Origin of the sequence: Roseburia amylophila, assembly GCF_025567465.1 — a bacterium.
In the GTDB taxonomy this organism is placed as follows: Bacteria; Bacillota; Clostridia; order Lachnospirales; family Lachnospiraceae; genus Roseburia_C; species Roseburia_C amylophila.
On record NZ_JAOQKI010000004.1, the window covers coordinates 20,648 to 36,246 of the forward strand.

The 15,599-nt window shown below is 41.3% G+C and carries 13 protein-coding genes; 12 read left to right on the plus strand and 1 reads right to left on the minus strand.

Annotation, left to right across the window (positions count from 1 at the left end):
- Nucleotides 1-20: 20 nt before the first annotated feature.
- From OCV43_RS03335 to holA, 6 genes are all read left to right on the plus strand, one after another.
- Nucleotides 21-596, plus strand: coding sequence for a ComEA family DNA-binding protein (locus tag OCV43_RS03335; protein WP_262623419.1), 576 nt, complete (start codon nucleotides 21-23; stop codon nucleotides 594-596).
- An 8-nt stretch (nucleotides 597-604) separates the two neighbouring features.
- A complete protein-coding gene (locus tag OCV43_RS03340; RefSeq protein ID WP_118056793.1) occupies nucleotides 605-1,294 on the plus strand; it encodes a response regulator transcription factor in 690 nt (229 codons plus the stop codon).
- Nucleotides 1,295-1,326: 32 nt separating this feature from the next.
- Nucleotides 1,327-2,775 carry a sensor histidine kinase gene (locus tag OCV43_RS03345; RefSeq protein WP_022243096.1) on the plus strand — a complete coding sequence of 483 codons (1,449 nt, stop codon included), beginning with the start codon at nucleotides 1,327-1,329 and terminating at the stop codon, nucleotides 2,773-2,775.
- Between the two features lie 10 nt (nucleotides 2,776-2,785).
- On the plus strand, nucleotides 2,786-3,748 hold the full coding sequence (locus OCV43_RS03350) for a GerMN domain-containing protein (RefSeq protein ID WP_022243095.1): 963 nt from the start codon (nucleotides 2,786-2,788) through the stop codon (nucleotides 3,746-3,748).
- 187 nt (nucleotides 3,749-3,935) lie between these two features.
- Nucleotides 3,936-6,329 carry a DNA internalization-related competence protein ComEC/Rec2 gene (locus tag OCV43_RS03355; RefSeq protein WP_262623470.1) on the plus strand — a complete coding sequence of 798 codons (2,394 nt, stop codon included), beginning with the start codon at nucleotides 3,936-3,938 and terminating at the stop codon, nucleotides 6,327-6,329.
- A 43-nt stretch (nucleotides 6,330-6,372) separates the two neighbouring features.
- Nucleotides 6,373-7,350, plus strand: coding sequence for a DNA polymerase III subunit delta (holA, locus tag OCV43_RS03360; protein WP_262623420.1), 978 nt, complete (start codon nucleotides 6,373-6,375; stop codon nucleotides 7,348-7,350).
- A 74-nt stretch (nucleotides 7,351-7,424) separates the two neighbouring features.
- Here the strand turns inward: holA and rpsT are convergent, their stop codons facing one another.
- On the minus strand, nucleotides 7,425-7,688 hold the full coding sequence (rpsT, locus tag OCV43_RS03365) for a 30S ribosomal protein S20 (RefSeq protein WP_022243092.1): 264 nt from the start codon (nucleotides 7,686-7,688) through the stop codon (nucleotides 7,425-7,427).
- 192 nt (nucleotides 7,689-7,880) lie between these two features.
- On the opposite strand from rpsT, the gene gpr reads away from it, so the two are divergent.
- The 6 genes from gpr (at nucleotide 7,881) to hemW (ending at nucleotide 15,562) form a co-directional block, all read left to right on the plus strand.
- Nucleotides 7,881-8,828 (plus strand): GPR endopeptidase, encoded by a 948-nt coding sequence (gpr, locus tag OCV43_RS03370; RefSeq protein WP_022243091.1) that lies wholly within the window; start codon nucleotides 7,881-7,883, stop codon nucleotides 8,826-8,828.
- A gap of 60 nt (nucleotides 8,829-8,888) precedes the next feature.
- Nucleotides 8,889-10,190, plus strand: a complete 1,302-nt coding sequence (locus OCV43_RS03375) for a stage II sporulation protein P (RefSeq protein WP_022243090.1) — start codon at nucleotides 8,889-8,891, stop codon at nucleotides 10,188-10,190.
- 116 nt (nucleotides 10,191-10,306) lie between these two features.
- Nucleotides 10,307-11,641: an MBOAT family O-acyltransferase gene (locus OCV43_RS03380; RefSeq protein WP_117840938.1), complete on the plus strand. Its 1,335-nt coding sequence runs from the start codon at nucleotides 10,307-10,309 to the stop codon at nucleotides 11,639-11,641.
- Nucleotides 11,642-11,653: 12 nt separating this feature from the next.
- Complete coding sequence (locus tag OCV43_RS03385; protein WP_227700189.1) at nucleotides 11,654-12,541, plus strand: GDSL-type esterase/lipase family protein; 888 nt, start codon at nucleotides 11,654-11,656, stop codon at nucleotides 12,539-12,541.
- A gap of 4 nt (nucleotides 12,542-12,545) precedes the next feature.
- Complete coding sequence (gene lepA, locus OCV43_RS03390; RefSeq protein WP_022243087.1) at nucleotides 12,546-14,357, plus strand: translation elongation factor 4; 1,812 nt, start codon at nucleotides 12,546-12,548, stop codon at nucleotides 14,355-14,357.
- A 17-nt stretch (nucleotides 14,358-14,374) separates the two neighbouring features.
- Complete coding sequence (gene hemW / locus OCV43_RS03395) at nucleotides 14,375-15,562, plus strand: radical SAM family heme chaperone HemW (protein ID WP_022243086.1); 1,188 nt, start codon at nucleotides 14,375-14,377, stop codon at nucleotides 15,560-15,562.
- The last annotated feature ends 37 nt before the right edge of the window (nucleotides 15,563-15,599 follow it).

Below are 15,599 nucleotides of genomic sequence, written 5' to 3' on the forward strand. Positions count from 1 at the left end.
TATGTAAGGGAGTGATACGGATGAAAAAAGTCGGGTTATTAGCTCTGGCTTTATATTGTGGGATTATATATACGGCATGTGGAAAAGAAGATACCGTATATTTTGAGCCGGATACGCAAATGGAGAGTGAAGAGGTTACAGAAGCTGTCTTATGCCCGCCGGCTTCTTGTTATGTATATGTCTGCGGTGAGGTAGTGCACCCGGGGGTATATGAAGTGGCAGAGGGAGCCAGGGTCTGCGATGTATTAGAACTGGCAGGAGGCTTAAAGGATACTGCAGCAAAAGAGGCACTCAATCAGGCAGAACCGGTTGTTGACGGACAGATGATAAAGGTGCCGGATCAGGAAACTTACCTTTTGCAGCAGACAGGGAGTGCTGATTCGGCAGCAGAGCCGGAGGATGGCAGAATTAATCTGAATACTGCATCAAAGGAACAGCTTATGACACTTTCCGGAATTGGAGAATCAAAAGCTGAGACAATTATTTCTTACCGGGAAAAAAATGGCGCATTTCAGACTATTGAAGATTTAATGAATATTCCCGGAATTAAAAATGGCGTTTTTGAAAAAATAAAAGATAATATAAGGGTTAACTGAGGTGTAAAATGGCAAAAAAAGTTCTGGTTGTGGACGACGAAAAATTAATAGTGAAAGGAATCCGTTTTTCATTGGAACAGGATGGAATGGAAGTAACCTGTGCGTATGATGGTGAAGAGGCACTGCGTCTGGCACAGGAGAATAAGTTTGATATGATTTTACTGGATATCATGCTTCCGAAGATGGATGGATTTGAAGTGTGTCAGGCAATCCGGGAGTTTTCTAATATGCCAATCGTCATGCTGACAGCAAAAGGCGATGATATGGATAAAATCTTAGGACTGGAATATGGTGCAGATGATTATATCACCAAGCCGTTTAATATTCTTGAGGTGAAAGCCAGAATCAAAGCAATTATGCGAAGAACTGCTGCCAGTGAACCGAAGGAAGAAAATTCCAAAGTGATAGAGAGCGGCGATTTAAAATTAGACTGTGAGAGCCGCAGACTGTTTGTCCAGGGAAGAGAGATTAATCTGACAGCCAAGGAATTTGACTTGTTAGAGCTTCTTGTTATGAATCCGAATAAGGTATACAGCCGTGAGAATCTGCTGAATCTGGTATGGGGTTATGAATATCCGGGCGATGTCAGAACGGTGGATGTTCATGTGCGTAGACTGCGTGAGAAGATTGAACCGAATCCGAGTGAGCCAAAATATGTGCATACGAAATGGGGTGTAGGTTATTTCTATCAGAAATAACAGCGATAAGCAGAGGATGAAGGTACAGACTTATGAATAGAAAAAAAGGTATTCGTAATTTTTTGAAAAGCATGAAATTCCGGCTGATTTGTCTTTTTATGCTGATCGGTATTTTGACCGGAATTTTAATCCGGACCGGGATTTTAACTGCTTATGAGAAACATGCAGTTTCTAACCGGAGTGTAGATGTAATTGGTCAGGCAAAGATTCTTGCAAACCAGATGGTATCCACAGATTATATCAATGGAGCGGAGTCGGAAAGCATCACTTCACAGTTGCAGCAGATGTCACGTATTTATGATGGAAGAATTCTTCTGATAGATTCTTCTTTTCATATTATAAAAGATACTTATGATCTGGATACCGATAAAACAATTATTTCAGAAGAAGTCATAAAGTCATTCCGCGGTGAGGATTCTATGAATTATGATGTGGATAATCATTATGTGGAAATGACTATTCCGCTGACTACAGATAACGTAGAGTCAGGGGAGAAGAGTATTATCGGAGTGCTTCTTATCAGTGTTTCGACAGATAGTATTCTTGCCAATCTGGAATATATGAGAAATGCTGCATTAGTGCTTCAGATTTTCGGGGCAGTTTTACTGTTTGCAGTCAGCGTATTTTTATCCGTTCGTCTGACAAACCCGTTGAAGAATATGGCATCCTCTATTGCTGAGATTCAGAATGGATATGGAACCAGTGATGGGGAGCTGATGATTAAGGATTATTCTGAAACAGTTCAGATTTCGGAAAAATTTAATAAACTTTATAGCAGAATGAAGATGCTGGATGACTCCAGACAGGAATTTGTGTCCAATGTGTCCCATGAGCTGAAAACACCGCTTACTTCTATGAAGGTACTGGCAGACTCACTGAATGGACAGGAAGATGTTCCGGTAGAACTGTATCGTGAATTTATGTTAGACATTGGAAATGAAATTGAACGTGAAAATAAAATTATCAATGATTTGCTCTCGCTGGTTAAGATGGACAAGTCTGCATCAGATTTGAATATCACGTCAGTTAACATCAATGAGATGCTGGATTTAATTTTAAAGAGATTAAAACCGATTGCGGAAAAACAGCATGTAGATCTGGTGTTGGAAAGCTTCCGGCCTGTTACAGCGGAAATTGATGAGGTAAAGCTGACGCTTGCCATTACCAATCTGGTGGAAAATGCAATCAAATACAATAAGGAAGACGGTTGGGTACATGTGTCCCTGAATGCAGATTATCAGTATTTCTATCTTAAGGTAGAGGATTCCGGCATCGGTATTCCGGAGGATTCCTTAGAGCATATTTATGAAAGATTCTACCGCGTAGACAAGTCCCATTCCAGAGAAATAGGTGGAACCGGACTTGGACTTGCCATTACAAGAAATGCAATATTAATGCACCGTGGTGCAATTAAGGTATTTAGTACAGAGGGTGAGGGAACACTCTTTACTGTGCGGATTCCGCTGAATTACATTGCCTAGGAGGTCTGGCATGAAGAAAATTGCAGGATGGCTGAGTTTTATCCTTCTGGTATCGCTGTTCACAGGGTGTGGCAGACAGGAGACGGATGACCCGGCGTATCATATTTATTATCTGAATAAAGAAAAAACAAAAGTGGTAGAGCAGCCATATGATTTAAAAGAGGGCAAGACAGAGGACATGATAGCCACTCTTTTAGATGCGTTGTGCACCAATACGGATAGCGTGGAGTATCAGAAACCGGTTCCTGGTGATGTTACAATTACAGACTGGTCACTGGAAAGCAATCAGCTGTTCCTTTATTTTAATGATAATTATTCCAAAATGCAGTCTACGGATGAGGTGTTGTGCCGGGCAGCAGTGGTAAAGACACTGGTACAGCTTCCGGATGTAAAATATGTATCTTTTTATGTGGGAGATGCACCGTTGGCAGACAGCCGGGATAATGTAATCGGACTGATGACAGAAGAAAGCTTTGTTGAGAATCCGGGAAAACAGATTAATTCCATTCAGACAACAACATTACATTTATATTATGCAAATGCTGATGGGAACGGACTGGTAGAATGCGAAAAAGAAGTACAGTATAGCAGTAACATTTCCTTGGAAAAACTGATTATGGAGAATCTTTTAAAGGGACCGGATGATAAGAATTTGAAAGCACCACTTCCGGAAGGAACAAATCTTGTCAATGTTACGACAACCAATGGAACCTGCTATGTTACATTAGATGAGGCGTTCCTGAATCAGAATTATGAAATACAGGAGCCAATTGTCATTTATTCTATTGTAGACTCTTTATCGGAGATTTCAACCATCAGTAAGGTGCAGATTTCTGTAAATGGAAAGACCAGCGGTGTTTACCGGGATAGTTTTGCATTAGACCAGCTTTATGAACGGAACCTTGACTATGTGGTAAGTGCAGATGAGAACGAGACGGTATCTACAGAAGCACAAATAGAAGAGACACCTTAGGAGAAGGTCTTAAGAAGAAGTATCTTATAAGTAACATATTAAGAAGAAACACCTTAGAAAAATATTTAGGAGGGGTTATATCGAAATTATAAAACGCCCCTTATGCTATGGAACGATATTGTTCCTGTGTGGTATTATTGTCTGCCTGTCTGTTCCGACGGTCATAAAAGTTATCCTTATCAGCTTTGTGGCAGGGTGTCAGATGTATCTGCTGTATGCCCTGCGGCAAAGAAAACGGAGGGTATACCGGTTTACAGCAGTACTTGGAATAGGATTTTTTCTGCTGGGAATTGCAAGAATCTGGTATATGCAGCAGCAAAGCTATACCATTGAGACGATTTTAAAAGAGCAGGAGACCAGCCTTTCTGTAGAAACAGATGCTTCCAGAGGCTGGCAGACGGAAAATGAAAAGACAATTTTACAGGGGAAGATAGAGAAAAAAGAACGAAAAAACAATCAGACAAGATTATATCTTAATCATGTTTTCTTACGGATTGGAGATAAAACCTATAAAACCAATTCTGTCCTGGTTCGACTGAAGCAAGAACCATCTGACCAATCGTGTCGTATTGGAACAACCATTGTATTAGAAGGAAATATCCGACAACTGAATCGCGCTGCCAATGATGGTAATTATGATGAATTTCAATATTATCACAGTCTGAATATGGATTATCATTTTGATGCCGAAAGGATTTGTGGTGAATATGGAAGAGAAGATGTACTGGCAGAGAAATTATTTATGATAAAAGAAAAATTAAAAGAAGATTATATAAATAATTTATCGAAAAGAAATGCTGGGATTCTTGGAACAATGCTTTTAGGAGATAAAGAACTTTTGGAAAAGGAAGTTTCAACAGTCTTTCAACAGGCAGGAGCCAGCCATGTGCTGGTAATCAGTGGAATGCATATTTCCTGCATTGGACTGTTCTGCTATGGACTTCTTAGAAAAAAAGGAAATTCTCTTTGTGCCTGTACGGCAGCGGTTGTATTTTTGCTCTGTTATGTGAAAATGACCGGGATGGGAATATCTGCTATCCGGGCATGGATTATGTTTGCACTTCTTATGGCAGCCAAGCTGTCCGGGCGAAGCTATGATAGCAGAACCGCTCTTTCTGTGGCAGTGCTGGTGCTTTTATGGGAAAACCCGTATCTGGTTGAAAATGCAGGACTCCAGTTTTCGGTAGCTGCAATTCTTGGTGTGGTAGTAGTGGCAAAATGTATTGGACAGTTGTTTCCGAGGGAGCAAAAAGAGCAAACACAGGAACGGAAAACAGGCGATAAGGCGGCAAATAAAATACGGGAAAAATGGAAACGGCAAATCCGGCAGAACTTTTTAGTTTCGCTTTCCGTTCAACTTACAACACTTCCACTGGTGGCATACTATTATTATGAAGTGCCGGTTTATGCTTTACTTCTGAATCTGTTGATAGTTTCTTTGTTAAGTATAGTTTTAATAAACGGAATAACTGCAACATTGCTCATGTGTATGGGAAAAATTGTTGTAGGAAGGCTGTTTGCGGGACCGGTAATCATGATGTTGGAATTATTGCTGGACGGAATTTATGTGGGAGTCAGCTGGTGCAGCCGGCTCCCGGGAGCTACGAAGATAGTAGGACAGTGGCCGATACAGCGCATTATATTCTATTATCTGATGCTTGCAGCCACCTGCTTGCTGATAAAAAACCGGACAAAGAAAAGCGGAAACAGAGATGGGAATAGAAATACAAATATACTCCTTAGAAAGTTTCCGATTGCTTTGATTGGAAGCGTGGTGTTACTTCTGGTTCTTCGTCCGGTAAAGAGTAATCATCTTATGGCAGTTCTTGATGTGGGGCAGGGAGATGGCATCTATGTACGACTGGGGGAAGATACCAATCTTTTCCTGGATGGCGGAAGCACTGATGTGTCTAAGGTGGGAACGTATCGGATTTTGCCATTTCTAAAAAGCAATGGAATCACGAAGATAGATTATTGGTTTATAAGCCATTATGACGAAGACCATGTGAACGGATTGTTAGAAGTTCTTGAGACGGAGTATTCTGTTGAAAATATTATATTGCCTGGAAAACAGCCGGATGTAAAGAATTATCAGAGCATATGTGCACTGGCAGAGCGGAGAAACATTCCCATCGTATATATGAAAGAAGGAGATTGCATAAGAAGTGGCGAGGATACCATAAGCTGCCTCCTTCCGGACGGAGAGTATCAGGCAGAGGATGAGAATGGAAAATCCATGATATTGCTCTATCAGACGAAATATATTTCCGGGATATTTACCGGAGATGCCGGAGAAGCAGAAGAAAATTGGCTCTTAGAAAAGCAGCGGTTGTGGAAAGTAGATTTTCTTAAAGTAGGACATCATGGCTCAAAGTATTCCTCGACAGAAAAATTTTTAAAAGCACTTTCGCCGGAACTGGCATTGATTTCCTGTGGGGAAAACAACCGATATGGACACCCTCATCAGGAGACTATAAATCGATTAAAAGAAGCTTCGGCAGAAATTTTTGATACGATGGAAGGCGGTCAGATTTCGCTGGAAGAGGAAAAGGGAAGGATCACAATTCACAGCTTTCGGTAAGTATACTTTGATAAAGAAGTAAAAATATAGTATAATATCTTTTATGAAAACAATAGATAATGACATTAAAATGGGACAATTAAAAAACGTATATCTTTTATATGGAACGGAAGACTATCTGAAACGGCAGTATCGTGATAAGCTAAAACATGCACTGGTAGAGCCGGACGATACGATGAATTTTTCGGCATATGAGGGAAAGGATATTAATCCAAAGGAACTGATTGATTTATCGGAGACACTGCCATTCTTTAAAGAAAAGCGTATGATTCTGGTGGAAAACAGTGGCTTCTTTAAAAACAGCTGTGATGACCTGGCAGAATATATGAGCCAGGTGCCGGAATCCACCTGCTTTGTTTTTGTGGAAGAAGAAGTGGATAAGCGTTCCAAATTATTTAAAGCGGCATCCAGGGCTGGAAGTGCCGTAGAATTTGAGACCCCGAAGGAAGATATGCTGATTCGCTGGATACTGGGCAGAATCCAGCAGGAAGGGAAGAAAATTACCCAGTCCGTGATGCAGCTTTTCCTGTCAAAGACCGGTTCCGATATGGAAAATATTGATAAGGAATTAGAAAAGCTTATCTGTTATACATTGGATAAGACAGAGATTTCTGCGGCAGATGTAGAGGCAATCTGTACCGGACAGACGGAAAATAAAATCTTTGAAATGATTGATGCCATCTCTGCTAAGAATCAGAAGAAGGCTTTGGACTTATATTACGATTTACTGGCATTAAAGGAAGCACCCATGCGGATTTTATTCCTGATTGCAAGACAGTTCCAGAATCTGCTTTTGATAAAAAGCATGTCAGCAAAAGGATATCCTGCTGTCAGTATTGCAAAGACTGCAGGGATGCCAAGCTTTGCAGTGCAGAAGAACCTTCGGCAGGCAGGAGCTTTTAAAATAAATCAGTTAAAGGAAGCAATAGAAGACTGCGGACAGGCAGAAGAGGATGTCAAGACGGGAAGAATGGCAGACCAGTTAGCCGTAGAACTTCTGATTGTAAAATACAGTGCATAAAAAAAAGAACGTTTCGAATGACGGTACGAAACGTTCTTTTTTATAATCGTTTATAATCTATGCTCTTCCGGCAATTATGCCATTTTGTTCACAGCTTTGTTTAAGCGTGAAATCTTTCTGGAAGAAGTGTTCTTGTGATAAACACCCTTAGTAGCAGCTTTGTTGATTTCAGATGTTGCAGCAACTAATGCAGCAGCAGCAGCCTCTTTATCGTTTGCAGCGATTGCAGCGTCTACTTTCTTAATAGATGTTTTAACTTTTGATCTAATAGCTTTGTTTCTATCAGCTTTGGTCTGATTTACAAGAATTCTTTTCTTAGCAGATTTAATGTTAGCCAACCTGTACACCTCCAATATGATTGTTTTATTGTTTTTGGTTGTTTCATTAAAGCCGGACACGGACGTTCTAATGTAAACATACCATGTTAGTTTATCCCACATATTTGCATCTGTCAATACATATTTGGAGAAAAAATGTAAAAAATAATAAAGAAAATTTATTTGGAAAAATTGTTTACAGGAAGTGAAGCTATGTTTCAGATAAGAACAGACCTCGCATTAGAGACGAGAGAAAAATTTGATGAAGATCATATTGAAGTAAAGGGAGTACGGGTGGATGAGGAGAGAATTTCACCGGAAATCATGATTACAAGAGTGTTCATTGACACAGAAAACGGAGCAAAGGCAATGAAAAAACCGAAGGGAACCTATATTACCATTGAGGCTTCGGACATGATGGAAGAAGATGAGGATTATCATAGAGAAGTGTCCGGGCAGCTGGCAAAAGTGATTGAAACCATGCTGCCGGGGAAAAAAGAAGAACTCAAGATATTGGTAGTGGGTCTTGGCAACCGGGAAGTGACACCGGATGCATTAGGACCTTATGTAGTAGATAATATGATGATTACCAGGCACATTATCAAGGAATATGGACAATATGCCTTTGGAAATAAGGCGACGAGCCAGATAAGCGGAATTGTGCCGGGCGTAATGGCACAGACCGGTATGGAATCAGGAGAGATTGTCCGTGGAGTCATTGAAGAGACGAAACCGGATATTGTAATTGTGGTGGATGCACTGGCAGCCCGCAGCGTGAAGCGTCTGAACCGTACCATCCAGATTACGGATACCGGAATCAATCCCGGTTCCGGTGTGGGCAATCACAGGCACGCCATTAATAAAGAAAGCATGGGAATTCCGGTAATTGCCATAGGAATTCCTACCGTAGTAGATGCCGCAACGATAGTTTCAGATACTATGAGTGACTTAATCGGAGCCATGCGGGAGTCAGCGCAGCTAAAAAGTGTGGGAAATGGGCTGGCAGGTCTGGATGAAATTGAAAAGCATGAGCTGGCAAGAGAACTTTTATCTCCACATTTGAATGCAATGTTTGTAACACCAAAAGATATTGATGAAGCGGTAAAAAGGCTGAGCTATACCATATCAGAGGGACTGAATCTGGCATTCTCCAGGTTCTAAAGGGACAGAAGCTGCATAGAATATAGTGTTTGCTATGGCAGAACAGGAGGTGCTGGCAGCATGAGAGTCTATGGGCAAAGATATCAGGGAAAAACGGAACTGGTCAGGAAACGAAAAAAATGGTACAGGCAGTCTGCTATTGCGCTTTTTCTGTTGTATGCATTTTTTCTTATGGTGAAAGCGGGAACCGGAAGGGAAACACTGGCAAAACGTTTTTTTTTCTATATACAAAATGAGATATCCATGTCCATGACCAGGCAGTATATTCCGACTGTTGCCTATATGGCAGAGGGCAGGCAGGAACAGACACTGAGTGATTTTTTGCTGGAAAAAGTGACAGACCAGATACCACTTATCGGATATGCAGATACCATAAGGACTTATGAAACGACAATTGAGAGCAGTCTTTCAGAAGAAGAGATTGTTGCACTGGAAGGAAAGGATGAAGCGGAAGTAGAGGCCAGGCAGATGGCGGAGGCAGCCAGCAGAGAGAATCAGGACTGCATAGTGGCAGAAATGGAGCAGGAAAATGCGCAGGCAGGAGCAGATGCGGCAGAGCAGCCGGCAGCCCCGGATAATACAGCAGTCAGCTCTCAGCCGTTGGTGGAGATTCCAAGAGAAAAATTAAATGATTTTGATTATCTGATTCAGAATTTTTATCAGGTGGACAATACAACAACCATCAATAGCAGTCAGTTAAATGCAGAAGAATTGTTAAGTATGGATTTAACCATAAAAACGCCGGCAGACCAGCCGCAGATTCTGATTTACCATACCCATTCCCAGGAAATGTTTGCAGATTCCGACCCAAATGATGTAATGACGGGCGTTATGGGAACAGGGGAATATCTTACCAGCCTGTTACAGGAAAAATATGGATTTCAGGTCATGCATCATATGGGACAGTATGATGTGGGAGACAGAGATCACGCCTATGCCAATGCGGAGGGGCCCATTGAGCAGCTGTTAGCAGAGAATCCGAGTATAGAAGTGGTAATAGATTTACATCGTGATGCAGTGGATAAGCATATGGTGCGGGAGGTAAACGGGGTGCAGATGGCACCGATTATGTTTTTTAACGGACTGAGCCGGACAAAGGCATTAGGAGATATTTCTTATCTCAATAATCCAAACCTTACCGGGAATCTTGCTTTTTCCCTGCAGATGCAGATTGCAGCGGCAGAGTATTATCCGAATCTTACCCGCCCGATTTATTTAAAAGGATACCGGTATAATATGCATTTTAAAGAGAAATATCTTTTGATTGAAATGGGTTCCTATACTAACACGCAGGAGGAGGCACGCAATGCCATGGTTCCACTGGCAGACCTTTTGAACAGAGTGCTGCATGGAGAAAATTAGAAAAATATTTCGTAATGAAAATGTAATAACTTTTTGGGAAAAACACATTGAAATCACTTGCATTTCTTATATAATAAAAGAGATGCGTAAAATAAAACGAAAGATATGGAGTTATCATGGAATTTTCAAGCTTAGAATTTTTATTTCGGTTTTTGCCGATTTTTCTTATTATATATTATCTGGTACCGGTAAAGTATAAAAATCCGGTACTTTTCTTTGGTAGTCTGGTATTCTATGCCATGGGAAGCTGGAAGGATGCACTTCTTTTACTGTTTTCCATGAGTCTGAACTACATTCTGGTATTACTGATGGATCATATAAGAAGGAAGAGCAGCAGAAATACCATGCTTGTGATTTTGCTTTGCTATAATATCGGATTATTGTGTATATTTAAGTATACAAGATTGTCGCTTCCGCTTGGAATCAGCTTTTATACTTTTACCATGCTTTCCTATGTGCTGGATGTCTATAAGAAGAAAACAGCAGCGTTGAGGGATTATCTGGAGTATGGAACTTATATCCTTTTGTTCCCAAAGCTGATATCCGGACCGATTGCCCAGTTTGCCAATATGGCAGGGCAGTTAAAGAAACATCCAATCCGTCTGGAGAAAATCGAACATGGTTTGACTCTTTTTATCATAGGATTGGGATATAAAGTAATTATTGCAAATCATCTGGCAATTCTCTGGCGTGATATTCAGGGCATTGGCTTTGAGAGTATTTCCACACCGTTAGCGTGGATGGGAGCATTCGGTTATTCTGCACAGTTATTCTTTGATTTCCAGGGATATTCCCTGATGGCAATCGGAATCGGAGAGATGCTTGGATTTGATTTGCCGAAGAACTTTGACCATCCGTATCGTTCCAGGACAGTGTCTGAGTTTTACCGCCGGTGGCACATTACACTGGGAAGATGGTTCCGTGATTATTTATATATTCCGTTGGGAGGCAACCGGAAGGGAAATGCGTGGACATTTTTCAATCTGCTGATTGTCTGGGTTGTAACCGGAATGTGGCATGGTTCTACCATTAATTTTCCATTATGGGGCTTGATTTTATTTGTATTTATTGCGTTGGAACGATTTGTAATCAGAAATTTTTTGGAGAAACATGGATGGCTGGCACACCTTTACATCTGGTTTGTAATCCCTCTGACCTGGGTCGTGTTTGCAATTACGAAGTTATCTGATTTGAAAGTATATTTTGCAAGACTGTTCCCGTTCTTTGGAACCGGAATCGCAGTCAATGCAGGCGATTATCTGAAATACGGCAGAACCTATGGAGTGTTTTTCTTATTGGCATTCGTGGTATCACTTCCTTTTATGGATAAGATATTAAAAAAATGCTGGAAGAAGTGGTGGATGAAAGCAATTTTGTTTGTTGTATTATGGATTTGTATTTACCAGATTGCAAATGGACTGAACAATCCGTTTATGTATTTTAGTTTTTAATGGGAGGCTGCCATGAAGAAATGGAAGAAATGTCCGCTTCTTATTGTTACGGCAATCAGCATGCTGCTGGTAAGCGGTGTCGCCTTAGCCGGAACAAAGGGCGCATATAAAGAATATAATAAGGACTGGCCGAAGGTTCCGGCGGTGGCTGGAATGATGCAGGCATCCAAAGAGGGCATTCTGCCATGGGATAAGGCAGAACCGGAGGAGGATTTGGAAAGCGTATATGCTGACAAAGAGGAGCCGGCAACGGAAGAAGCAACAGAAGCAGTTGCAGATACGGAGGCAGAAGCGGATAAGACTTATACTTTTACCGATGTAACCCAGGATTATTTTGATGATGCAGTATTTATCGGAGATTCCAGAACCGTTGGCTTAAGGGATTATGGCGGCTGGGATAATGCAACTTATTATGCCAGTATCGGACTTACGGTCTATGATATGTTTGATACGCCGATTGTCGAGGAAAACGGCGCGAAGATTACCATTGAAGAAGCATTAAGCAAGCATCAGTTTGGTAAAGTCTATCTGATGATTGGAATCAACGAAATGGGAACCGGTACAGTAGACAGCTTTATGAAAAAATATGAAGAAGCTGTCAATCATATCCGGGAATTACAGCCAGATGCACTGATTTTCTTACAGGGCATTATGTATGTAAAACAGGAAAAGTCAGAAACCGACCCGATTTTTAACAATCCGGCAATCAAAGAACGGAATGACAGAATTGCAATGCTTGCAAATAATCACGATATATTTTATATTGATGTAAATGAAGTAGTGACTGACGAAACAGGAAATCTGAATCCGGAATATACTTATGATGAGATTCACCTGCTGGGAAAATATTATTCCCTGTGGACGGATTTCCTTTTGAAACATGGAATAAAGAAGGAGTAAATATATGTCAATCGACCAGAGTAAGATTCGTAATTTTTGTATCATTGCCCATATTGACCACGGTAAATCAACCCTTGCAGACCGTATTATCGAAATGACAGGGCTTCTGACCAGCCGCGAAATGCAGGCGCAGGTTTTAGATAATATGGATTTGGAGCGGGAACGTGGAATTACCATTAAGTCCCAGGCAGTCCGTATTATATATCATGCCAAAGATGGAGAAGAATATATTTTCAATCTGATTGATACACCGGGACATGTGGACTTTACCTATGAAGTATCAAGAAGTCTTGCTGCCTGTGACGGTGCAGTGCTGGTAGTAGATGCGGCACAGGGGATTGAGGCACAGACCCTTGCCAATGTATATCTGGCATTAGACCATGATCTGGAAGTGATTCCAGTCATTAATAAAATTGATCTGCCGAGTGCAAGGCCGGAAGAAGTAGTAGAAGAAATTGAAGATGTGATTGGAATTGAGGCACAGGATGCACCACGGATTTCTGCCAAAACAGGGTTGAATGTGGAAGAAGTATTAGAGCAGATTGTGCATAAATTACCGGCACCAAAAGGGGATGCCAAAGCGCCTCTTCAGGCGTTGATTTTTGATTCTGTGTATGATGCTTATAAAGGTGTTATTGTATTCTGCAGAATCCGGGAAGGTTCCGTAAAACCGGGGACAACCATCCGCATGATGGCAACCGGAGCAGAGGCAGATGTAGTAGAAGTAGGATATTTCGGAGCCGGACAGTTCATTCCATGTGATGAGTTAGAAGCCGGAATGGTAGGTTATATTACTGCCAGCCTTAAGAATGTGAAAGAAACCCGTGTGGGTGATACCATAACAGAAGCAAAGCGTCCTTGTGATGCACCATTGCCGGGATATAAGAAAGTTAATCCGATGGTGTACTGTGGATTATATCCAACAGATGGAGCCAAATATCCGGATCTTCGTGATGCTTTGGAAAAATTACAGTTAAATGATGCAGCATTACAGTTTGAACCGGAGACTTCCATTGCATTGGGCTTTGGTTTCCGCTGTGGTTTCTTGGGACTGCTTCATTTGGAGGTAATTCAGGAGCGGTTAGAGAGAGAATTTAATCTTGATTTAGTAACGACAGCACCAGGCGTTGTATACCGGGTACATAAGACTGATGGTACCATGATAGAATTGACAAACCCATCCAATCTTCCGGATCCATCCGAAATCGAATATATGGAAGAGCCGATGGTTGCAGCAGAAATTATGGTGACATCCGAATATGTAGGTGCCATTATGGATTTGTGCCAGGAACGCCGTGGTATCTATAAGAGTATGGAATATATTGAGCAGACCCGTGCAGTTATTAAATATGACCTTCCGTTAAATGAAATTATTTATGATTTCTTTGATGCATTGAAATCCCGTTCCAAAGGATATGCGTCCTTTGATTATGAGATGAAGGGTTATGAGCAGTCAGAGCTTGTGAAACTGGATATTCTTATTAATAAAGAAGAAGTGGATGCTCTTTCCTTTATTGTATTTAAGGATACCGCCTATGAGCGTGGAAGAAAGATGTGTGAGAAGTTAAAGGAAGAGATTCCGAGACATTTATTTGAAATCCCGATTCAGGCAGCCGTTGGAAGCAAGGTAATTGCCCGTGAGACAGTAAAAGCAATGCGAAAAGATGTGCTGGCAAAATGTTACGGCGGTGACATCAGCCGTAAGCGTAAACTGTTAGAGAAACAGAAGGAAGGTAAGAAACGTATGCGTCAGGTGGGAAATGTAGAGATTCCACAGGAAGCATTTATGAGTGTACTGAAGTTAGATGAGAAATAGATGACAGGAGAACATAGATGGAACTTTATGTGCATATTCCTTTTTGTGTAAGAAAATGTGAATATTGTGATTTCTTATCAGCACCTGCGGACGAGCGGTTACAAAACCGCTACGTGGGTGCTCTTTTGCATGAAATCAGATATTACGGACAGACAATGGGACGTCCGGTTCTTTCTACTATATATATAGGGGGCGGAACACCGTCTCTTTTAGCACCGGAATATATCGCACTTCTTTTAAAACAGATTCAGGTAAGCTTTGAGGTGGAAGCAGATGCAGAGATTACCATAGAATGTAATCCCGGAACTTTAAATGAGGAAAAACTTCTTACCTATAAAGAAGCAGGCATTAACCGTCTCAGCATAGGGTTACAGTCTGCCTTTGATGATGAATTAAAGATATTAGGAAGAATCCATACTTACCGGCAGTTCTTGGAGAATTATGAATGTGCCAGAAGATGTGGCTTTGAAAATATCAACGTTGATTTGATGAGTGCCCTGCCTTATCAGAGTACGGAGAAATTTGTCACCAGCTTAAAGCGTGTCATAGCATTAAAACCGGAGCATATTTCGGCCTATTCCCTGATTATCGAAAAGGGAACACCATTTTATGAAAAATACAAATTCGAGGCAGTGCTCCGGGAAGCCGGAAAGCCGACAGAGCATCTGCCATCTGAAGAGACGGAGTATGAAATTTATAAAAAGACTCAGGAGATTCTTGCAGAGGCAGGTTATGAGCATTATGAAGTATCCAATTATGCAAAGCAGGGGAAAGAGGCAAGGCATAATATCGGATACTGGAAGCGGGTACCGTATCTTGGGGTAGGACTTGGGGCAGCTTCCCTGATTGGAGAAGTACGCTACAGTAATATAAGAGAGATTGAAGCGTATATCAAAGCATGCGGTAATATTTCGGCGAAGGAAATAGATGGAGTACCGGCATTGAATCTCCATGAGAGTGCAGATGCAATCAGCCGCCATGCCCAGATGGAAGAATTCATGTTTTTAGGCCTGCGTATGTTAAAGGGAGTTACAAGAACAGAATTCAAAGAGACTTTTGGCGTGGAAATAGAAGCAGTATATGGCGAAGTCTTAAACCAGCTTCAGGAAGAGGACTTAATCGAGAAAAAAGCCGGTGTAATAAAGCTCAGCGACCACGGTATGGACATCAGTAACTATGTACTCGCCCAGTTTTTACTGGATTAAGTAGTGCGGTGTTGAACAGCATTAAATCAGAACAAAT

What these genes read in the sequence shown, in the direction of transcription:
- OCV43_RS03385 (WP_227700189.1), top strand. Translation starts at nt 11,654, where the DNA reads ATGAAGAAATGGAAGAAATGTCCGCTTCTTATTGTTACGGCAATCAGC.
- lepA (WP_022243087.1), top strand. Translation starts at nt 12,546, where the DNA reads ATGTCAATCGACCAGAGTAAGATTCGTAATTTTTGTATCATTGCCCAT.
- OCV43_RS03350 (WP_022243095.1), top strand. Translation starts at nt 2,786, where the DNA reads ATGAAGAAAATTGCAGGATGGCTGAGTTTTATCCTTCTGGTATCGCTG.
- OCV43_RS03345 (WP_022243096.1), top strand. Translation starts at nt 1,327, where the DNA reads ATGAATAGAAAAAAAGGTATTCGTAATTTTTTGAAAAGCATGAAATTC.
- hemW (WP_022243086.1), top strand. Translation starts at nt 14,375, where the DNA reads ATGGAACTTTATGTGCATATTCCTTTTTGTGTAAGAAAATGTGAATAT.
- gpr (WP_022243091.1), top strand. Translation starts at nt 7,881, where the DNA reads ATGTTTCAGATAAGAACAGACCTCGCATTAGAGACGAGAGAAAAATTT.
- OCV43_RS03375 (WP_022243090.1), top strand. Translation starts at nt 8,889, where the DNA reads ATGAGAGTCTATGGGCAAAGATATCAGGGAAAAACGGAACTGGTCAGG.
- holA (WP_262623420.1), top strand. Translation starts at nt 6,373, where the DNA reads ATGAAAACAATAGATAATGACATTAAAATGGGACAATTAAAAAACGTA.
- OCV43_RS03340 (WP_118056793.1), top strand. Translation starts at nt 605, where the DNA reads ATGGCAAAAAAAGTTCTGGTTGTGGACGACGAAAAATTAATAGTGAAA.
- OCV43_RS03335 (WP_262623419.1), top strand. Translation starts at nt 21, where the DNA reads ATGAAAAAAGTCGGGTTATTAGCTCTGGCTTTATATTGTGGGATTATA.
- OCV43_RS03380 (WP_117840938.1), top strand. Translation starts at nt 10,307, where the DNA reads ATGGAATTTTCAAGCTTAGAATTTTTATTTCGGTTTTTGCCGATTTTT.